This window comes from Blochmannia endosymbiont of Camponotus pudorosus, from assembly GCF_059934925.1.
In genome coordinates this window covers 511,482-532,137 of sequence record NZ_CP011793.1, presented here as the reverse complement: position 1 = coordinate 532,137, position 20,656 = coordinate 511,482, and the positions used below count along the sequence as shown (strand labels likewise).

Sequence of the window (20,656 nt, the reverse complement as noted above, 5' to 3'; positions counted from 1 at the left end):
TTATCCTTTTATCTCTTAAAATAACAGTAAGTAAAATATTTTATATTATACAAGCATCACTTGAACAGGTGTTCGACTGGCTATTATTATATTCTATTTTTTTTTGTATTTCTGAGGATCCATCTCGAGTATTATGATAGTATAATGTTTTAATTCCTAATTTATATGCATATAGTAAATCTGATAATAGTTGTTTAATTGGAATTTTAGATTCTGGAAAACAAGATGGATCATAATTCATGTTCGTTGAGATAGATTGGTCGATGAATTTTTGCATAATGCTTACTAATTCTAAATAACCTTGATTATTTGGAATATTCCATAATAATTCGTAATTAGATGATAATTTTTCATATTGAGGGACTACTTGTCTTAAAATACCGTCTTTTGATGCTTTAATGCTAATATATCCTCTAGGAGGTTCAATACCATTTGTAGAGTTAGAAATTTGTGAAGAGGTTTCTGATGGCATTAAAGCAGATACGGTAGAATTCCTTAATCCGTATTGTTTAATTTGATTACGCAATTTTTCCCAATCATAGTATAATGGCTCATTAATTATACAATCTAGGTCTTTTTTATATGTATCAATAGGTAATATTCCTTGAGCGTACGAAGTTTCGTTGAACCATGCGCAAGGACCTTTTTCTTTAGCTAGAAGATTAGAAGCTTGTAGTAAATAGTATTGAATAGCTTCAAATGTGTGATGTGTTAGTATATTTGCACTGCCATCTGAATAACGTACTCCATGTTTTGCTAAATAATAAGCGTAGTTTATTACTCCGATTCCTAAGGATCGACGGTTTATAGCGCTGTATTGCGCAGCGAGTACTGGATAACTTTGATAATCTAATAAAGCATCTAGAGCACGTACGATTAAAATTGAAAGTTCAGATAAATCATCTAAATTATTGATATTACCAAGGTTAAAAGCAGATAATGTACATAAAGCTATTTCTCCATTTGTATCATTAATATTATTTAACGGTTTAGTAGGTAATGTTATTTCTAAGCATAAATTAGATTGTCGAATTGGAGCAAGCGTGCTATTGAATGGACTGTGAGTATTACAATGATCTGTATGTTGAATATAAATTCTTCCAGTAGAAGCTCGTTCTTGCATCATTAAAGAAAATAATACTATTGCTTTAATCTTACGTTGTCGAATTTTATGGTTATTTTCATACTTATGATATAAGCGTTCGAAGATATTTTGATCGGAAAAAAAAGATTCATATAAATCTGGTACATCAGATGGACTAAATAATGTAATATATTTTCCTGTTATGAGTCGCTGATACATTAATTTGTTAATTTGCACTCCATAGTCTAAATGACGTATTCTGTTAGATTCTACTCCTCTGTTATTTTTTAGAACGAGTAGATTTTCAATTTCTAAATGCCAAATAGGATAAAATAAAGTAGCTGCTCCACCTCGTACTCCTCCTTGAGAACATGATTTAACTGCTGTTTGGAAATGCTTATAAAAAGGGATGCATCCTGTATGAAATGCTTCCCCATTTCGTATTGGGCTGCCTATTGCTCTAATTCGTCCGGCGTTAATACCAATTCCAGCTCGTTGTGCAACATATTTTACAATAGCACTAGACGTTGCATTAATAGAATCAAGACTATCATCACATTCAATTAATACACAGGAACTAAATTGGCGAGTTGGTGTGCGCACCCCAGACATAATAGGAGTTGCTAAAGAAATTTTAAATGTTGATACTGCGTTATAAAATTTTTTTATATAATTCATTCTAGTATTTTTAGGATACTTAGAAAATAAACATGCTGCAGTTAATACATATAAAAATTGAGCACTTTCATAAATTTCACCAGTTATTCGATTTTGAACTAAATATTTTCCTTCTAATTGCTTGATAGCAGCATATGAAAAATTCATATCTCTCCAATGATCAATAAATTCATCCATTTGGTTAAATTCATGATAATTATAATCATCTAATAAGTGTTTATCATATTTTCCAATTTTTACGAGTCGTAATACATGATTATATAACTTAGGAGGTTCGAATTGTCCATATGCTTTTTTACGTAAATGAAACACTGCTAAACGTGCTGCTAAATATTGGTAATCTGGCGCCTCTTTGGTAATTAAATCTGCTGCTGCTTTGATAATAGTTTCTTGAATATCAGAAGTTTTTATTCCATTATAAAATTGTATATGAGAGCGTAATTCAACTTGTGAAACTGAAATTTTTTCTAAACCCTGAGCTGCCCAGTTAATTACTCGATGGATTTTTTCTAAATTAATAGGTTCTTGATGTCCATCTCGTTTAGTAACCAATAAAGTTTGATTCATATTGATATATTTCCTTATTAAAGTTATATGGTAATAATTAATATGTGTGATTGTAATCAATAAAATTTAGTTTTTATAAAAGAGGTGATTAAATTTATTTAATTATATTCCCTTTTTTGTATAGATTTAGAATAATTTTTAGTGTTATTAATAAGTATAAGATAAATATAATTAAAAGTGTTATCAATGATGTTTAATTGAATCATTGTGTCATTATTTGATAAAAATTTTTTTAACCATAGTATCATAACAATCAATCATTGTTTTTATTTTTTGTTATTAATAATAAATTAATAACTTTATTAGTTGTAATGTTGTGAACATATATGTATTTTTTATAAAAATATTACAATGAATTTATAGTTTTAAAATTGTGTTTATTATTACTTGTTTATAATGCTTTATATGTGTGTAAAATATAGTTTATGTTTATATCTTCTGTGATCATGCAATTATTAGTAAAAGGATTATAGTATATTCCAGAAATATTATTTGCTTGTAGTGTAGTGATATCAATCCAATCTAATAATTCTGATGGTGTAATAAATTTTTTTAGAGTATGAGTGCCTTTAGGAATAATATTAAAAATATATTCAGCTCCAATTATCACTAATAACCATGCCTTGAAAGTGCGATTTAATGTAGAAAAAAAAACTGATCCTCCTGTTTTTACCATAGAAGAACAAGCATGTATTACTGATACTGGATTAGGTACATGTTCTAAAACTTCCATACAAGTTATTATATCGTAATAATTAGTATAATTAATTGAATGTTGTTCTATCGTTTCTAATATATAATTGATTATTAGGTTTTGAGATACAGCATGAGATCTAGCTATGTTTAATGAATTAAAACTTAAATCTAGTCCAGTAACTTTTGCTCCTTCTATAGCCATACTTTCTGCAAGAATCCCTCCTCCGCATCCAATATCTAATATTTTTTTCTTGAATAGTCCTCCGTTACTGTATTTAAGAATGTAATACAAACGCGTTGGGTTTATATAATGTAAAGATCGAAATATACCATTAGTATTCCACCATTGTGAGGCAGATAGATTAAATTTTTTAATTTCTTCAGGATCAATGTTTTTTATTGATTTTTCAATAAAATTTTTGTTCATTATGTAATATTTTTAATTAACTAAGATTTATACTTTATAATTTCAATTGTTTTATAGTATTGCTTTTTTTGTTATTAATTACATTTTTATTGTATAATGTATATTATTTGTTAGTAATGTATTTTTATTTCAAAAATAATACTAAATCATTCTTAATGTATTATTAAATATCAAACAAGAGTATAATATTAAAAATTGTTTTTGAAAATAGTTTATTATATACGATATATATATATCCAAGGATATTATTGTATGGATAATCGTGCTAAAGAAATTACACAGATTTATATAGAAGAAGAATTAAAACGTTCTTATTTGGATTATGCTATGTCTGTAATTATAGGTCGTGCATTACCAGATGTGAGAGACGGATTAAAGCCTGTGCATCGTCGGGTGTTATTTGCCATGCAAATTCTTGGAAATTATTGGAATAAAAATTATAAAAAATCTGCTAGAATAGTAGGAGATGTTATAGGAAAATATCATCCTCATGGAGATTCTGCTGTGTATGAAACTATTGTTCGTATGGCACAGCCTTTTTTAATGCGTTATGTCTTAATTGATGGACAGGGAAATTTTGGGTCGGTAGATGGTGATTCGGCTGCAGCTATGCGTTATACAGAAATACGTATGTCTAAAATTGCAAATGAATTGTTATCTGATTTAGAGAAGGAAACAGTTGATTATGAATTTAATTATGATGGAACTGAACAGATTCCTGAAGTATTACCTACCAAAATTCCAAATATTTTGATTAATGGTTCATCTGGCATTGCTGTGGGAATGGCTACAAATATTCCACCGCATAATCTTTCTGAAGTAATTAATGGATGTTTAGCAGTGATAGATAATGAAAATATTACTGTTAATGAATTAATGAGACATATACCTGGACCGGATTTTCCTTCTGCTGCTATTATTAATGATTGTAGTGAACTAAAAAAAGCATATGAAACAGGTAGAGGTAAAATTCATATTCGAGCTCGTGTAGAAATTGAAACTGATATTAAAACTGGTCGAGAATCTATAATAGTATATGAAATTCCATATCAAGTTAATAAATCTAAATTGTTAGAAAAAATTGCAGAGTTAGTAAAAACAAAACGAATTGATGGAATACATAGTTTACGCGATGAATCTGATAAAGATGGGATGAGAATTGTTATTGATATTAAACATGATGCTATTAGTGAAATAGTAATAAATAATTTATATTCTTTGACTCAATTGCAAGTATCTTTTGGAATTAATATGGTTGCCTTATCTCATGGGCAACCAAAAATTATGTCATTAAAGGATATTTTATCTGCTTTTATATGTCATCGGCGTTCGGTAATAACGCGTCGTATTTTATTTGAGTTAAAAAAAGCTGGCAATCGAATTCATGTTTTGGAAGGATTAGTAATAGCTTTATCAAACATAGATGCTATTATTGAATTAATTCGTTGTGCTAATAGTTCTATTAATGCTGGTTATTCTTTAATATCTAAAGTTTGGTTAGCAAATGATGTAATGGATATCAGACAAAAAATGTCTGTTGATTTATTAAATTCTGAATGGTTATCTAAAAATAATTTTACTAAAAATAATGGGTGTTATCTTACTAAAAATCAAGTACAGGCTATTTTAGATTTACGATTACATAAACTTACTACTTTGGAACGTGAAAAATTATTAATAGAATATTACAACTTATTAAAAAAAATGGAGGATTTGATTTTTACTTTGAAAAATCCAAGTTCTTTAATGAAGGTAATTCGTCAAGAATTAATTTCTATTAAAGAAGAATATAATGATGCTCGTCGAACTGAAATTAGTGATACCGTTCCTAATATTAATATAGAAAATTTAATTAATCAAAAAGATGTCATGGTAACTTTATCTTATCAAGGTTATGTAAAATATCAGCCATTAACTGATTATGACGCTCAAAAACGAGGAGGTAAAGGTAAATTAACTACTCGTATTAAGGAAGAAGATTTTATTACTCGATTACTTATAGCAAATACTCATGATACTGTTTTATTATTTTCTAATTATGGTCGAATATATTGGATGAAAGTATATCAATTACCAGAAGCCAAACGTGGATCCCGTGGAAAACCAATTATTAATTTATTACCTTTAGATATAAATGAACGAATCACTGCTATTTTGCCGATTCAAAAATATACAACAGGGTATCAAATATTTATGGCTACTAGTAGTGGTTTTGTAAAAAAAACTGCACTTATGGAATTTAGTAGACCAAGAAATGTTGGTATTATTGCGCTGAACCTTAATGAAGGAGATGAATTAATTGGAGCTGATATTACTAATGGGAATGATGAGGTTATGTTATTTACTGCTTATGGAAAGGTTGTTAGATTTATGGAAACTCAAGTTCGTAGTGTGGGTCGTTCCGCAGTGGGGGTGAAAGGTATTCATTTATTAAAAGGAGATCGAGTAGTGTCTTTAATTATACCAAAAAATAAAAGTTCTATTTTAACTACAACAAAAAACGGATTTGGTAAGCGTACAAATCAATCAGAGTACCCATTAAAATCTCGTGCTACTCAAGGCGTGATTTCTATTAAAGTAACAGAGCGTAATGGCAATGTAGTGGGGGCTGTTCAAGTTAATCAAGATGATCAAATAATGATAATCACTGATGCTGGTCGATTGGTTCGTATTCGTGCTTCTGAAGTGAATATTATTAAGCGCAATACTCAGGGAGTTATGTTGATCCGTACTGCACATGATGAACATGTAGTTGGATTGCAGCGTGTGGTAGAATCAGTAGAAACTAATTAATTAACAAGTGTAAATATTATTACCTATATAATAAAGTGATAGTTTATGTGAAAAAATTATGTTTATAATTTTTCAGTATAGATAAATTTTTTATTTTATTGCATAAAGAATAATTATTAAGATTAGGAATAGTTGTATGTTGTTAGGGAATGAGATATATTAGTATAATCAGTTACTTGAAAAGTTCTATGTTATTTAGTATGATACAAATAATGCGGTATGTAATTAAGTTAAAATATAACAACAATTATTGTTTAATAAATAAATTTGAATTTTTCTATAATGAGGGTGGTAGATATGAAATTATGGTGTTTTGTTAACCTGATTATAACTATGGTGATGGCAACAAGCGCTTTTGGAGCTTCTGAAGTTTACAATAAGAACGGAAATATATTGAGTATGTATGGGAATATATCAGGAGGTCAATTTTTTTCAAAAAATTCTGATAATGGAATTAATTATTTTTTTGTAAGGTACGGTTTATTTGGAGAAACTTGTTTAAATGGGGATAAAATTGCAGGTTTTGGAAGATGGGAGTATGAGTTTCCATTAAGAAATGTTGAAGAAGGAATTAATTTAGTGGATAATGGTCGGGCACTTCTAGGTTATCTAGGAATAAAACTAGGAAATTTTGGAAGCTTCGATTATGGAAGAAATTATGGAATATTGTATGATGTGAAATCTTGGACAGATTTATCGTCAGAATTTGGAGGTGATACGTCTTTATCCGATAATTTTTTATCTGGCAGGTCATCAAACTTGGTTACTTATCGTAATAAGAATTTTTTTGGGTTATTGAATGGATTGAATTTTGCTATCCAGTATCAAGGAAAGAATAATGTTGATCAGAAAACTGGTCGTACTGTAAAAACTGCTAATGGAGAGGGATATGGAGTTTCTGCATCTTACAATTTAAGTAATGGCATTGCGGCATCTGTATCTTACATGAATAGTCAACGTACTTTTGAGCAAAGAAGTTTAGATAGTAGTTATAATACAGATCCTGCTGAGGCATATTTTTTTGGTTTAAAATATAATGCTTATGGAGCATATTTGTCTGCAGTTTATGGAGAGACTTATAATATGACTCCTTTTGGTAACTTTAGTGATGTTTTAAATCCAGAAAGTATTTATGGTTTTGCTAATAAAACAAGAGATGTATCAGTTATAGCTCAATATAGATTTAGTTGTGGAGTAACTCCTTCTATATCTTACTTACATTCTAAGGCTAGTGATGTAGAAAATGGATATGGAAATTATTTGAAGCAATATGTCACTTTTGGTAGTAGTTATTCTTTTAATAAAAAAATTTCAGCTACTATAGATTATAGGTTAAATCTTTTAGTTAAAAATGATTTTACTAATGCTGCTAAAATTTGTACCGATGATATGTTTTCAGTAGGATTGTCCTATTTATTTTAATGAAGTTAAGATTTTTTATTACTTCATAAATAAAAGTTATTTTACAAAAAACAAAAAAAGCTTTTACTAAATTTAGTAGATTTAATTTAGCTTTTTTGTTTTTTGTAATATGTAAAGTATTATAAAACAAGTTTTGAAACAATAATTATTATTGTTAGTGCTGTTGTGATTGTTATATTATGATAATGTAGTATTGAAATATCTTGTGTATGGAATTAAATAATAAATTACGAGTTGGATTGATTTGTGGTGGGTTTTCTAAGGAACATGAGGTTTCACTGAAATCAGCAAATTATATTTTCAAGCATATAGATAGAAGTCTTTTTGAGATAGTTGTATTTTGGATTAGTAAAAATGGTGGCTGGTATGTAATTCCTAATGATATATGTTTGAATATTTTTTTTAATTCTAATAATCAACAGTATAAGTATTTTCCAATTTTAATAAAACAATTTTCTGATAAATTTGTTTTTTGTACTAACCACACTTCTAATCATGTATTTAAAATTGATGTAATTTTTCCGATAACCCATGGATTATTAGGAGAGGATGGAACTTTACAAGGATTTATTCGTATTATGACTTTACCGTGTGTTGGATCCAGTGTTTTAGGATCTGCGATTTGTATGGATAAGGACATCACTAAGCGTCTATTACGTGATGCAGGATTACCTGTGGGTTTATTTAAAACTTTTTCGAATTATGAAAGATCAAATATAAAATTTAATAATTTGGCTGATATGTTCGGAGTACCTTTTTTTATTAAACCAGTAAATCAAGGTTCTTCAATAGGGGTTTCTAAAGTTGTCAATAATGCTACTTTTAACCAGGCATTAGATATTGCTTTTTTGTATAGTAACAAGATTATAATAGAACCATGTATTGCAGGCAGGGAATTAGAATGTGCAGTTTTAGGGAATACAAAGATAAAAACTAGTGTATGTGGGGAAATTATTATTGATAATCATTTTTACACGTATCATAAAAAATATATAAGTTATAAGGTTAAAACAATAATACCAGCTGAAATTAGTGATGCAATTAGTAATAAGATTAGAAATTATGCTATGCGTGCATTTCAAATTTTAAATTGTGTTGGTATGGCTCGTGTAGATGTATTTTTAAAATCAAATAATCAGGTTATTATTAATGAAGTTAATACCCTACCTGGATTTACTAGTAATAGTATGTATCCTAAATTATGGGAAGCAACTGGTTTAAATTCTACTTTGTTATTAACTACGCTTATTAAGTTAGCTTTAGATTACTATTTAGCAGAAAAAAGATAATGCAGTTTATTTATATAGCAATAAAACAGTATATATAATATTTACAATAAGATTATAATTTAGTAATTAATTTAAATAAAAAAACTCATATAAATTATATATTTGTATGGTAGTGTTATTATTAATACTTTATTTGCATGCTATTTATTATTAAATGCACATAAAATCTATATGTATTATGTTTGGTTTGTAAGGATGGTATTGTATTTCTTTTATTTTTACAGTTAAAATTGATTTGTCACGTATTATTAATTGTAAAATATTATTTTTGTAAAAATGAACTATAGATGTAGGATGTTGTATATCTATATTACTTAATTCTATGGGTAAATTTGTAAATTTAGTATTTTTGTATACTATAGCTGGGCACTTATTTTTTTTACGCAAACGACGAACTGCAGCTGTTTTAATAGAAACACGTAATTCAGCTTGTATTTTAAACATATAACTATACACCTAATTAATATATTTATATATAAATAGAATTGGAAAGATTATACATAATATTTTAAAAAAATTCAATTTAATGCATATTAATTATGCACTGAAAATATATTATATAATATATTTTTTATTTGAAATAATTAATTTTATTACTTTGATATATATGTATTGAATAGTGAATTATATTATGTTCTAAAATATTATTTATTTTGCTTTTAAAATAGTTGATCATATTTAATAAATATTGTAATACTGTTGATTATCATGAATATGAGTATATTATTTTTATATATAGTAATAGATATAAAAAATTATTTAGAGAAAATTATATGTCTAAATTAACGCAAGAATCGTTATTAGTACGTGCTGCTTTATTACATCATGGATTAGAAAATCCTGTAATTGAATTAAATATAGATAATGAAATTCGTATGAATAAAATTAAAGATCACATAGCATCTATTATGTATCTTCTTAAATTGAATTTAAATCATGACAGTCTTTTACATACTCCAAGTCGTATTGCAAAAATGTATGTAGAAGAAATTTTCTTTGGTTTAGATTATTTAAATTTTCCTAAAATTTCAATAATAAAAAATACTATGAAAATGAATGAAATGATTACAGTACGTAATATTAATATTACTAGTGTGTGTGAACATCATTTTATTGTGTTTAATGGAAAAGCTACTGTGTCATATATCCCAAAAAATAGTGTAATTGGTTTATCAAAAATTAATAAGATAGTACAATTTTTTTCTAAAAGACCTCAATTGCAGGAGCGATTAACGCAACAAATTTTTTTAGCATTAAAAACGTTATTAGATACTAATAGTGTTGCAATATTTATTAATGCTGCACATTATTGCGTTAAAGCAAGAGGAATACACGATATTGCAAGTACTACAAATACTACAGCAATGGGTGGATTATTTAAATCAAATGAAAATATTCGAAGAGAATTTCTACATACTATTACGTATAGTAATGACTGAATGAATATATTTTAGTTTTATGTTAATTTTAGAATTTATGAAACATATTCTCTTATGTTCAACAGGGGATATATACAAGTATATGCAATATATTATTATTGATATGACATTTTATTATGTATAATCTTTTTTTAAAAAATGAAGATGGATTTAGTTCTTTTTTTTTAAAAGAAATGCTTATTAAGATTATTGATGGTTTAATAAGTTTGTTAAAGATTTGATTTGATTGTCATGAATACGATGAAATATTATTTGGAATTTATTAATTTTATGATTCGTTAAAGGAATATTAATTGTGTCCCATGATAAATGAGTGTTTAAAAATTTTTCGCTATATCTTGATAGTATAGGTAAAACAGGTTTTAAATAAGTCATTAAAATTTTAAATAGATGAATTCCCATAGAAGAAATAGATAATGCATTTTTTATTCCGCCTATTTGATGAATAGTATGCCATGGGGAATGTTTATCAATATATCGATTAGCTTCATCTGCTAATAACATAATATTACGCATAGCTTCACTAAATTCTCTATTCTTAAAGGATTTTTCGATAGAATATCGAGAATTTGTAAAGAAATTATATAGATTGGGATCTGCTATATTAGAAGATAGTTGTCCGTGATTATATTGATTTATGAAACTTGCACTTCTAGCTGCTAGATTTAATATTTTATTTATAATATCTGAGTTGATTTTAGTAGAAAAATCATTAAAATTTAAATCAATATCATTAATTTTAGATGATAATTTTGTAGCATAATAATATCTTAAATAATCTGAATTTAAGTGTGATAGATAAGTATTGACTTTGATAAAAGATCCTTTAGATTTTGATATTTTAGAGCCATTTAACGTAACGTGTCCGTGTACAAATATTCCCGTTGGTTTACGGAAGCAACTACCTTCTAAAATTGCTGGCCAAAATAAACTATGAAAATAAGTAATATCTTTACCGATGAAATGATATAATTCATTTTCTGAATTTATATCCCAAAAATCTTTGAAGGATATATTTTTATTTTTTTTACACAAATTTTGAAAAGTTCCCATGTATCCTACAGTTGCATCCATCCAAACATAAAAATATTTCGAAGCAGTATTTGGAATTTTAAAACCAAAATATGGAGCATCTCTAGAAATATCCCATTCTTTTAAACCCAATTTAAACCATTCTTCTATTTGATTTAGTATTTCTTGTTGTAAAACTCCTGAATATATCCATTTTTGTAGGTTTTTCGTAAAACTTGGTAAGTTAAAAAAGAAATGTTTAGATTTCTTTATGATTGGCGTAACACCTGAAATGACTGATTTGGGGTTAATTAAATCAAGAGGAGTATAAATAGTGCCACATTGATCACAATTATCTCCATATTGTTGAGATGAGTGGCATCTTGGGCATACCCCTATAATAAATCTATCTGGTAAAAATATTTTTTTTTTAGGATCATATAACTGAGAAATAAATTGAGATTTAATTAATCCATTATTTTTTAATTTAAAATAAATATTGTATAGTAAATCTCGGGTTTCTTTACTATGTGTAGAATAATAATTATCATAACTGATATTAAAATCACAGCAATCTCTATAGTGTTCTTTTTGAATTTTTGATATCATTATTTTTGGCGTGATATTAAGTTGTCGAGATTTTAACATAATGGCTGTACCATGGGCATCATCAGCACAAATAAAGTAAACTTCATTATTTTGCATGCGTTGATAACGTACCCAAATATCTGCTTGTATATGCTCTAGCATATGTCCAATATGCAAAGATCCATTTGCATACGGCAATGCACAAGTAACTAAAATTTTTTTTGACATGACAAATACTTATTTTCAATTACTGTAAGATTTTTATTGATTTAGTATATACTAAATCAATATGTATTTCTAGTTTATTAATTCATTAGGAGGTATAATACATTGAAATATATACACATAATAAGTATATTATTGATTTAAATCTTATGAGTATATTTTAAAATATCTGATATTAATTGATGTGTTATTTTAGTTGATTAATAAAAATTGAAGAGAAGTTTTGGGTGAATTGATTTATGTATATACAATAATATATATATTAATATATATATTGTATGTTATATTAGTATATAATTATATATGCAATATGGCCTGTATGTTCGTATATGATGATTTTATTATATAAAATATGAAAATTATTTATTTTTATAAATAAATATATAAATAGGGGTGTTTTTATGTTAGAAAAACAAGAAGTTGGTGTTATTGGTATGGGGACTATGGGTCGAAATTTGTCATTAAATATTGAAGATAAAGGTTATAGTGTTGCAATTTATAATCGTTCTTCAGAAAAAACTAAAAAAATAATTCAAAATAATTTAAACAAAAATCTTATTCCATATTTTTCTTTGGAAAAATTTGTTTTTTCATTAAAAAGACCTCGATTAATATTTTTAATGATTACTTCAGGAGTATGCGTGGATCATATGATTGAAGATTTATGTAGTTATTTAGATGATGGTGATGTGTTAATTGATGGAGGAAATTCGTTTTACAAAGATACTATTCAACGTGGTTTAAAGTTGTTAAGAAAAAAAATACATTTTATTGGATTAGGAATTTCTGGAGGAGAAGAAGGGGCTTTAAAAGGACCGTCTTTAATGCCTGGCGGATCAGAAGATGCTTATAAAATTGTGTCTTTTTTATTTAAAAAGATTGCTGCTTGTGTTGATAATGAATCGTGTGTTGAATATATAGGTCCAAATGGTTCTGGACATTATGTAAAAATGGTGCATAACGGCATAGAATATGGTGATATGCAAATAATTGCTGAAATATATTTTTTTTTAAGACAGGTGTTAAATTTAACTTATGATCAATTAGTACAAGTTTTTAATGATTGGAATAAAGGAGAATTAAATAGTTACCTTATTGATATAACCAGTAAGATTTTTTTTCAAAAAGATAAAAAAACAAATCTTCATATTTTAGACTGTATTCTTGATGTTGCAAAAAATAAAGGAACAGGAGCTTGGTCTATTAAAGATGCATTAGATTTAGAGGTACCAGTAACTATAATTACCGAGTCAGTGTTTGCGCGTTATTTATCTATGTTAAAAAATCAACGTGTTCAAGCATCTAAAATATTATCTGGCCCTATTATTAATAAGATGAATATTATTTCTACAAGTAGTATTGAGAGTTTAATTGAAAAAGCTCGACAAGCTTTGTATTTAAGTAAAATTATTTTGTATTCGCAAGGTTTTTATCAACTTAAATTAAGTTCCAAACAGTATAATTGGAATTTAAATTTTAAAAAAATTGCTAAAATTTTTAGATCTGGTTGTATTATTCGTTCAAAATTTTTACAAAAAATTATTGATATTTATTCTATGAATTCAGAAATTGAAAATTTACTATTAGCGCCGTATTGTATACATATTGCAAGTAACTATCAACAATCTTTAAGAGAAATTGTTGCTAATGGGGTTAGTTATGGTATTGCTATGCCTGCATTATCTTCTGCAATATCATACTATGATAGTTATCGTAGTTTTGAATCACCTGCAAATCTTATCCAAGCACAAAGAGATTATTTTGGAGCTCATACTTATTCTCGTCTTGATAAGTCTGGAGTATTTCATACTCAATGGAATCAATAGAGATAAAATATAGGAAGGACTACAGTTTTAATTAATTTTTTTTATTGAATATATTTATTGTATTTTTATGTAAATATATTTGATTCTTCTGTTATAGGGTATAATTAAATATATCAGTATATTCCTACACTGATATATTTTTTTACTTGTATAGAGATATTATTTTATTTTTTAAATAAAAGATTTGTAATTTTTGAAATTTAGGTTGTCTTGATAAGAAATATCTTAAATTTTTTTAAATATTTTTAGATCTATTTATATAAAATAATTTTTTAATTTGATTAAAAATGTTGTAACCATGAAAAGTTCATCATATAGATAAAAAAATCTTGAATTTTAATAAAATTGAGTTTAATTAATTTTTTTATTCTTTAAATTATTTCTATTTCGTAATTCTTGAATGATTTTATTAAAGGTTAGTGATTCATATTGCAATAAAACTAATAAATGATAAATTAAATCTGCTGATTCATTAATGAGCGCAGTTGAATTACGAGATACTGCAGCTAAAGCAGTTTCTAGTCCTTCTTCTCCAACTTTTTGAGCTATACGTTCAATACTGTTAGAATAAAAATTAGATGTATACGATGAGTCTTGTTGGGTTTTAACTGATGTATAATTATGATTTTTTTTCATAAATATAATACTTTCTAATTGATATAAAAAACTAAAATCAGTAGTTGCAGGATGAAAACAACTGTTGGTATTTTTATGACAAGTGCTACCATTAGGTAATACTAAAATAAGTAATGAATCATAATCACAATCTGGATACCAATTTACTAATTTTAATAAATTTCCAGAACTTTCTCCTTTCATCCATAATCGATTTTTGCTTCTTGAAAAAAAAGTAACATATCCACTTTTTTCTGTTGCAGATATAGATTCCTTATTCATATATCCTAGCATTAATACTTCTCCTGAAACTGAATGTTGTACAATAGCTGGAATTAATCCGTGATGTTTATCCCAATTTAATTTTTGATATTTATCATTATTTGTTAACATAATCTAATTTTTACTCCTTTGTTAAATAAAAATTCTTTTAATTCATTGATTTTGATAATTTTTTTATGAAAAACGGAAGCTGCTAGAGCTCCATCTACTTTCGAATAATTAAAAACATCTAAAAAGTGCTGAAAGGAACCTGCTCCTCCAGAAGCTATTAGTGGGATTTTACAGTATTGTCTAATTTTTAATAATTGTTGTAGATCATAACCATCTTGCATACCATCTTGATTCATCATATTTAATACAATTTCACCAGCTCCATATTCTTGTATTTTTTTAACCCAATCTAATAACTGCCATGATGTGGATTTAATGTGATGACTATCTCCACTAAAACATTTTACTTGATAAGTATTATTTATAGAATTAAACCATGCATCAACACCAACTACAACACATTGAGTTCCTAAATGATCAGCTAATTCTCGAATTAATAATGGATTTATTAAAGCTGGAGAATTAATTGAAATTTTATCTGCTCCAAAATTAAGTATTTGTTTAGCTTGATGTATAGTTGTAATTCCTCCAGCAACGCAAAATGGAATATCAATAACTTTCGCTACTTTTAATATCCATTTTTTGTTTACTACTTTATTTTGAGGAGATGCTGTTATATCGTAAAATACTAATTCATCTGCTCCTGATTTTGAATAGTATTCAGCTAAAGTTATAATATCACCCACTATTTCATGATTTTGGAATCGGATTCCTTTAATAACTTGATTATTTTTTACATCTAAGCAAGGAATGATTCGTTTTGCCAACATAATATGGCCTCATTAAGAGTAAATTTTTTTTCTAAAAAGGCTCGTCCAATAATAATGCTATTAACTCCAGCCTGTTTTAATTTGGGTATTTCAGTTAATTGAGTAATTCCACCGGAAGCTTGAAAAGATATGTTTGGCCAATTTCGGCATATTGATTTATACAGATTAATATTACTTCCTAAAAAAGCTCCATCTCTTAAAATATCTGTACATAGCACATGTTTTAATCCTACTGAGTTATAATCTTCTATTATTTGTTCTAAGTGTATATTAGTTTTTTTTTGCCATCCTTGAATTGCTATTTTTTTATTTTTATGAGAATCAATATATATATCACAAGCTAAAATTAAAATATTAGGATCAAAATATTTAAACCACTTTTTTGTTTCTGTTGGATGTGTAATAGCTGTAGATCCTAATACTATACGATTTGCTCCTAATTTTAATAGATTTTCTATATCTACAGCGCTTCTTATACCTCCTCCTATTTGTATTTTTAATTTAGTATTATTAGATATCATAATTGTTTGAATTAATTCATTGATTAATGTAATTTGTCTATTTTTTGGATTTTTCGCTCCTGATAGATCTACTAAGTGAATTATTTCAGCACCTTGTTGTATATATTTTTGTAAAATATGAATAGGATTTCCATAATTAGATTGAGTTTGATAATTACCTTGATATAATCTTATTGTGTTTCCATTAAAAATATCTAAAGCAGGAATAATCATATATATTAAATCTCCAAAAAATTTTTAAGTAATTGTTTACCGGAAGTACTTGATTTTTCTGGATGAAATTGCACTCCTAAATAATTTTTATGTGCTATAACTGAGCTAAATAATTTTCCGTAATTAGTATAAGCAATAGTTGATTGGTTTATTTTCATGATATAACTATGGGCAAAATAGAAGTAATGATTATTTTTTATTCCATAAAATAAGGGATGTTGTTTTAAAAAGATAACTTTATTCCAACCCATATGAGGTATTGCTAATTTTTTATCATAACATTGTATTCGTGTGACAGAAGTATTAATAATTCCCAAAGTTTTTATGTTATCATTTTCTTCACTTGAAGATCCAAATAATTGCATTCCTAAACAAATACCTAATATTGGTTGCGTACAATTTTGTATTAATTGAGTAAGATTTTTTTTTTCTAATTGTTGCATAGCAGCAAAAGCAGTTCCTACTCCTGGTAAAAATAGTTTATTTGCTTTTAATATGATATCAGGATTATCGGTAATTTTTGGATTACATCCTATTTTTTTTAGCATAGTTTTTACAGAGAACAAATTTGAACATTTAGTATTAATAATTACAATTTTCATATTAAGGTACCTTTAGAACTTGGTATATAATTGTCTCGTATATGAATTGCTTGGTATAATGACTGACCGAAGGCTTTGAATAAGCTTTCTGCTTTGTGATGATCATTTTTTCCAATTACTTTTAAATGTAGTGTGCATTCCATTTTTGAAGATAGCGATCGGAAAAAGTGTTCTACCATACTACTGCTAAAATCTCCAATTTTTTGAAAAGTATATTGTGCTTGATAATCTAAATATGCTCGTCCAGATAAGTCTAATATGCATTGAGCAATACTTTCATCCATTGGTAAAATAAATCCAAAACGACCAATACCTTTTTTTTCTCCTAATGCTTGTTTAAATGCTTCTCCTAAAATTGATGCAGTATCTTCAATAAGATGATGGTCATCAACGTGTAAATCTCCTTTCGCTATAATATGTATTCGTATTTTTGCATGAATGGCTATTTGTTCTAGCATATGATTAAAAAAGTTAATTCCAGTGTTAATATAATTGTTTTGACATTGATCAATCCATATTTTTATATCGATATTAGTTTCATTAGTAATACGATGAATATGAGCAAATCTATAGCTATTTTGAATTATGTAATTTTGTATTTTTATCCAGTTAAAATTTTTTTGATGATATTGTATTCCACGAATTTTCATGTTAGCGGCTAATTGCAAATCGGTATCTCTATCTCCGATAACATAACTATTAAATTTATTTAATAGTTTGTTATCTAACCATGAAGATACCAATCCAGTTTTTGGTTTACGACAATTACATTGTTTTTCAGGTAAATGAGGACAAATTAGTATTTGATCAAATGTAATGCCTTGTGATTTAAAAATTTGAATCATTGATTGATGAGGTTGATTGAATTTTTTATAGGGAAATTTAATAGTTCCTAATCCGTTTTGATTAGTGACTATTATAAATTTAAAACCAATTTTTTTTAATGTTATAAGTGCTGGAATAACATAAGGTTCTAGTGATAATTTTTTTAATGAATCAATTTGAAAATTGTCTTGTGGTTCATGAATTAAAGTACCATCTCGGTCTATAAATAATATTTTATCATTATTCATAATAACTCCGTATTTTTATTTCGTCAGATATAAAATCATTTATTTTTTAAAATAGAAATTATTTTTTGGCATTCTTTATTTGATCCAATGGTAATGCGTAAACAATCTGTTAGTCCTAATTGATAACTTTGATCTCTTAATATGATACCGTGATGTAATAATTTATTAAATACTTGATATTGAGGATAAAATCGAACCAATATGTAATTGGTGTGACTAGGAAAGATTTTCTGTACACAGGAGCATTGTTTTAAACCTTTTATTAATATATTACGATTAGTATAAATCTTTTTTATTCTCGTTTGAGTATATTGTATACCTTCAGGAGTGAGTGCTTGAGTAGCGATATCAATAACTGGAGTAGGTATTGGATAAGGAGCAATTACTTTTTTTAATAATTTTATTATTTCTGGATTAGCTAAGGTAAATCCACAACGTAATCCTGCTAACGCAAAAGCTTTTGATAGTGTTCTTAAAATAATTAAATTTGGATATACCGAGAGTAATTTTACTAAGCTAGCATTGGGACAAAAATCGATATAAGCTTCATCACTTACTAGTAAGGCTTTATTTTTAATAATTTTTAATAATTTTTTTAAGCTATGTAAATTAATAATATTGCCAGTGGGGTTATTTGGATTGCATACATATATTAATTTAACATTATTTAATTTTGATTTAATAGATGATAAATCTAATTGCCAGTTATTTATAGTAGGAATCATTTGATAATCAATTCCTAAAATTTCTGCACTAGTTTTATACATACCATAAGTTGGAGGGCAGAAAATAATAGTATCTTTATTTGGGTTGCAGAAAACTTTCATTAATAATTCAATGCTTTCGTCAGACCCCCTAGAAACTAAAATTTGATTAGTTTGTATTCCAGCATAAATTGCGTAATTATATATTATTTCTTTTGGTTGGCACATTGGGTAACGATTTAAATTATCTATATATCGGTATTTATAATGAGGAGATATAGGATACTCGTTGGCGTTTAACCATATTTTTCCTGAATATTTAAATGTTCTGGCTGATTGATACGGTTTTAAGGTCAATATTTGATTTCTAACCAAACAGTGAATATTCATGTTATTTATATTTCCTTTTTATTTTTAATATAATTTATTCGGTGTGTTATGGCATATTTATGGGCTTGTAATTGTTCAATTTGTGCTAATGTTGTAATAGTTTCTGATAATTTTAACAATCCGTTTTGAGTTAATTCTTGAACTGATATTCTTTTTTGAAAGTCAGTTACGCCTAATCCAGATGTAGTAATGGAACTTCCATATGTCGGTATCACGTGATTAGGTCCACTTGCATAGTCTCCGGCAGATTCTGGAGACCAATTTCCTAAAAATATTGATCCAGCATTAGTGATATATTTTAAATAATTATTAGCATTTTTAATTTGAATAAGTAAATGCTCTGGAGCATAATTATTACTTATTTCAAAACATTCCATAATATTATCAGTAATTATTATACATCCGTGTGTTAAAGATTTTTTAATCATATTAATACGAGAAAGTTTTTTGATCTGTTTATTTATTTCATTTCTTGTTTGTGTAGCAATATTTATATCAGTAGTAATAAGAATAATATGAGAATCTGGTCCATGTTCGGATTGAGATAAAAGATCTGCTGCAATAAAAATTGGATTAGCTGTATCATCAGCTATTATTAGTATTTCAGATGGTCCAGCTAACATATCTATAGATACATCATGTGTTCTGAAACAAATTTGTCGTTTAGCTTCAGTAACCCAAATATTTCCAGGTCCGAAAATTTTGTCTACCTTTGGAATGGATTGAGTACCAAATCCCATAGCAGCAATAGCTTGACTTCCTCCTACTTGATAGATTTCTTTAATATTACAAAGTTGAGCAGTATATAATATTATATTAGAAATAGGAGGTGGGGAGCATAATATTATTCGTTTGCATTTTGCAAGTTGGGCAGGAATTCCTAACATCATCACTGTTGAAGGTAATGGAGTGGAACCTCCTGGGACATATAGACCAATTGTGTTTAATGGTCGAATAATTTGTTTACAATACACTCCAGGTGTAGTTTCAATATTTATTTCTGAAAAATATTGTTTTTGATGAAATTGACTAATATTATTAAATGCAGAATGTATTGCTTTTTTTGTCGTGTATGATAGATATTTATTTGAATTATCGATGTCTTTTAATGGGATTTTTAAAAATTTTGTTTGAATATGATCAAAATGTGAATTGAATTGTATCAGGGCATTATCTCCGTATTGAGATACTTGATCTAGTATATTTTTTACATCTGAATATATGCTATTTTTTTTATTTTTTTGAATAGGTCGTTTAAGTAGCATATTTTTTTCAGATACAGAACAACGATTCCAATATATAGGTATGAGATAATTATTAAAATTCATAA

The 20,656-nt window shown here is 26.9% G+C and carries 16 protein-coding genes; 5 read left to right on the top strand and 11 right to left on the bottom strand.

Annotated features, from left to right (window positions below; all coding sequences use genetic code 11):
- Nucleotides 1–40: 40 nt before the first annotated feature.
- The gene (nrdA, locus tag Bpudo544_RS02405) at nucleotides 41–2,329 is read right to left on the bottom strand and encodes a class 1a ribonucleoside-diphosphate reductase subunit alpha (protein ID WP_500825174.1); all 2,289 of its coding nucleotides are present in this window, start codon (nucleotides 2,327–2,329) and stop codon (nucleotides 41–43) included.
- 391 nt (nucleotides 2,330–2,720) lie between these two features.
- Entirely contained in the window at nucleotides 2,721–3,452 is a 732-nt protein-coding gene (ubiG, locus tag Bpudo544_RS02400) for a bifunctional 2-polyprenyl-6-hydroxyphenol methylase/3-demethylubiquinol 3-O-methyltransferase UbiG (protein WP_500825173.1), read from the bottom strand.
- A 252-nt stretch (nucleotides 3,453–3,704) separates the two neighbouring features.
- On the opposite strand from ubiG, the gene gyrA reads away from it, so the two are divergent.
- From gyrA to Bpudo544_RS02385, 3 genes are all read left to right on the top strand, one after another.
- Nucleotides 3,705–6,245, top strand: a complete 2,541-nt coding sequence (gyrA, locus tag Bpudo544_RS02395; RefSeq protein ID WP_500825171.1) for a DNA gyrase subunit A — start codon at nucleotides 3,705–3,707, stop codon at nucleotides 6,243–6,245.
- A gap of 297 nt (nucleotides 6,246–6,542) precedes the next feature.
- Nucleotides 6,543–7,667 (top strand): porin, encoded by a 1,125-nt coding sequence (locus tag Bpudo544_RS02390; protein WP_500825170.1) that lies wholly within the window; start codon nucleotides 6,543–6,545, stop codon nucleotides 7,665–7,667.
- A gap of 209 nt (nucleotides 7,668–7,876) precedes the next feature.
- Entirely contained in the window at nucleotides 7,877–8,956 is a 1,080-nt protein-coding gene (locus Bpudo544_RS02385) for a D-alanine--D-alanine ligase family protein (protein ID WP_500825168.1), read from the top strand.
- 150 nt (nucleotides 8,957–9,106) lie between these two features.
- Here the strand turns inward: Bpudo544_RS02385 and rplY are convergent, their stop codons facing one another.
- Nucleotides 9,107–9,400 (bottom strand): 50S ribosomal protein L25, encoded by a 294-nt coding sequence (gene rplY / locus Bpudo544_RS02380; protein WP_500825167.1) that lies wholly within the window; start codon nucleotides 9,398–9,400, stop codon nucleotides 9,107–9,109.
- A gap of 329 nt (nucleotides 9,401–9,729) precedes the next feature.
- Here rplY and folE point away from each other — a divergent pair, with 329 nt between their 5' ends.
- A complete protein-coding gene (folE, locus tag Bpudo544_RS02375) occupies nucleotides 9,730–10,395 on the top strand; it encodes a GTP cyclohydrolase I FolE (RefSeq protein WP_500825166.1) in 666 nt (221 codons plus the stop codon).
- Nucleotides 10,396–10,581: 186 nt separating this feature from the next.
- On the opposite strand, the gene metG is transcribed toward folE, so the two are convergent.
- Nucleotides 10,582–12,222: a methionine--tRNA ligase gene (gene metG / locus Bpudo544_RS02370; RefSeq protein ID WP_500825165.1), complete on the bottom strand. Its 1,641-nt coding sequence runs from the start codon at nucleotides 12,220–12,222 to the stop codon at nucleotides 10,582–10,584.
- A gap of 398 nt (nucleotides 12,223–12,620) precedes the next feature.
- On the opposite strand from metG, the gene gnd reads away from it, so the two are divergent.
- On the top strand, nucleotides 12,621–14,045 hold the full coding sequence (gnd, locus tag Bpudo544_RS02365; protein ID WP_500825164.1) for an NADP-dependent phosphogluconate dehydrogenase: 1,425 nt from the start codon (nucleotides 12,621–12,623) through the stop codon (nucleotides 14,043–14,045).
- A 351-nt stretch (nucleotides 14,046–14,396) separates the two neighbouring features.
- Here gnd and hisIE read toward each other — a convergent pair whose 3' ends face one another.
- Genes hisIE through hisD form a run of 7 tightly spaced genes read right to left on the bottom strand, consistent with a single transcriptional unit; the run spans nucleotide 14,397 to nucleotide 20,654 of the window.
- The gene (gene hisIE, locus Bpudo544_RS02360) at nucleotides 14,397–15,053 is read right to left on the bottom strand and encodes a bifunctional phosphoribosyl-AMP cyclohydrolase/phosphoribosyl-ATP diphosphatase HisIE (RefSeq protein WP_500825163.1); all 657 of its coding nucleotides are present in this window, start codon (nucleotides 15,051–15,053) and stop codon (nucleotides 14,397–14,399) included.
- Complete coding sequence (hisF, locus tag Bpudo544_RS02355) at nucleotides 15,047–15,823, bottom strand: imidazole glycerol phosphate synthase subunit HisF (RefSeq protein WP_500825162.1); 777 nt, start codon at nucleotides 15,821–15,823, stop codon at nucleotides 15,047–15,049. Before hisF ends, hisIE begins: the two co-directional genes overlap by 7 nt.
- Entirely contained in the window at nucleotides 15,793–16,557 is a 765-nt protein-coding gene (locus tag Bpudo544_RS02350) for a 1-(5-phosphoribosyl)-5-[(5-phosphoribosylamino)methylideneamino] imidazole-4-carboxamide isomerase (protein WP_500825161.1), read from the bottom strand. Before Bpudo544_RS02350 ends, hisF begins: the two co-directional genes overlap by 31 nt.
- A gap of 5 nt (nucleotides 16,558–16,562) precedes the next feature.
- Nucleotides 16,563–17,159 carry an imidazole glycerol phosphate synthase subunit HisH gene (gene hisH / locus Bpudo544_RS02345; protein ID WP_500825160.1) on the bottom strand — a complete coding sequence of 199 codons (597 nt, stop codon included), beginning with the start codon at nucleotides 17,157–17,159 and terminating at the stop codon, nucleotides 16,563–16,565.
- Nucleotides 17,156–18,232, bottom strand: coding sequence for a bifunctional histidinol-phosphatase/imidazoleglycerol-phosphate dehydratase HisB (gene hisB, locus Bpudo544_RS02340; protein ID WP_500825159.1), 1,077 nt, complete (start codon nucleotides 18,230–18,232; stop codon nucleotides 17,156–17,158). Before hisB ends, hisH begins: the two co-directional genes overlap by 4 nt.
- Before the next feature lie 35 nt (nucleotides 18,233–18,267).
- On the bottom strand, nucleotides 18,268–19,326 hold the full coding sequence (hisC, locus tag Bpudo544_RS02335) for a histidinol-phosphate transaminase (protein ID WP_500825158.1): 1,059 nt from the start codon (nucleotides 19,324–19,326) through the stop codon (nucleotides 18,268–18,270).
- A gap of 5 nt (nucleotides 19,327–19,331) precedes the next feature.
- The gene (hisD, locus tag Bpudo544_RS02330; protein WP_500825157.1) at nucleotides 19,332–20,654 is read right to left on the bottom strand and encodes a histidinol dehydrogenase; all 1,323 of its coding nucleotides are present in this window, start codon (nucleotides 20,652–20,654) and stop codon (nucleotides 19,332–19,334) included.
- Nucleotides 20,655–20,656: the final 2 nt, after the last annotated feature.

What these genes read in the sequence shown, in the direction of transcription:
- hisC (WP_500825158.1), bottom strand. Translation starts at nt 19,326, where the DNA reads ATGAATATTCACTGTTTGGTTAGAAATCAAATATTGACCTTAAAACCG.
- ubiG (WP_500825173.1), bottom strand. Translation starts at nt 3,452, where the DNA reads ATGAACAAAAATTTTATTGAAAAATCAATAAAAAACATTGATCCTGAA.
- Bpudo544_RS02385 (WP_500825168.1), top strand. Translation starts at nt 7,877, where the DNA reads ATGGAATTAAATAATAAATTACGAGTTGGATTGATTTGTGGTGGGTTT.
- nrdA (WP_500825174.1), bottom strand. Translation starts at nt 2,329, where the DNA reads ATGAATCAAACTTTATTGGTTACTAAACGAGATGGACATCAAGAACCT.
- Bpudo544_RS02390 (WP_500825170.1), top strand. Translation starts at nt 6,543, where the DNA reads ATGAAATTATGGTGTTTTGTTAACCTGATTATAACTATGGTGATGGCA.
- hisH (WP_500825160.1), bottom strand. Translation starts at nt 17,159, where the DNA reads ATGAAAATTGTAATTATTAATACTAAATGTTCAAATTTGTTCTCTGTA.
- hisD (WP_500825157.1), bottom strand. Translation starts at nt 20,654, where the DNA reads ATGAATTTTAATAATTATCTCATACCTATATATTGGAATCGTTGTTCT.
- hisIE (WP_500825163.1), bottom strand. Translation starts at nt 15,053, where the DNA reads ATGTTAACAAATAATGATAAATATCAAAAATTAAATTGGGATAAACAT.
- gyrA (WP_500825171.1), top strand. Translation starts at nt 3,705, where the DNA reads ATGGATAATCGTGCTAAAGAAATTACACAGATTTATATAGAAGAAGAA.
- Bpudo544_RS02350 (WP_500825161.1), bottom strand. Translation starts at nt 16,557, where the DNA reads ATGATTATTCCTGCTTTAGATATTTTTAATGGAAACACAATAAGATTA.
- hisF (WP_500825162.1), bottom strand. Translation starts at nt 15,823, where the DNA reads ATGTTGGCAAAACGAATCATTCCTTGCTTAGATGTAAAAAATAATCAA.
- metG (WP_500825165.1), bottom strand. Translation starts at nt 12,222, where the DNA reads ATGTCAAAAAAAATTTTAGTTACTTGTGCATTGCCGTATGCAAATGGA.
- rplY (WP_500825167.1), bottom strand. Translation starts at nt 9,400, where the DNA reads ATGTTTAAAATACAAGCTGAATTACGTGTTTCTATTAAAACAGCTGCA.
- folE (WP_500825166.1), top strand. Translation starts at nt 9,730, where the DNA reads ATGTCTAAATTAACGCAAGAATCGTTATTAGTACGTGCTGCTTTATTA.
- gnd (WP_500825164.1), top strand. Translation starts at nt 12,621, where the DNA reads ATGTTAGAAAAACAAGAAGTTGGTGTTATTGGTATGGGGACTATGGGT.
- hisB (WP_500825159.1), bottom strand. Translation starts at nt 18,232, where the DNA reads ATGAATAATGATAAAATATTATTTATAGACCGAGATGGTACTTTAATT.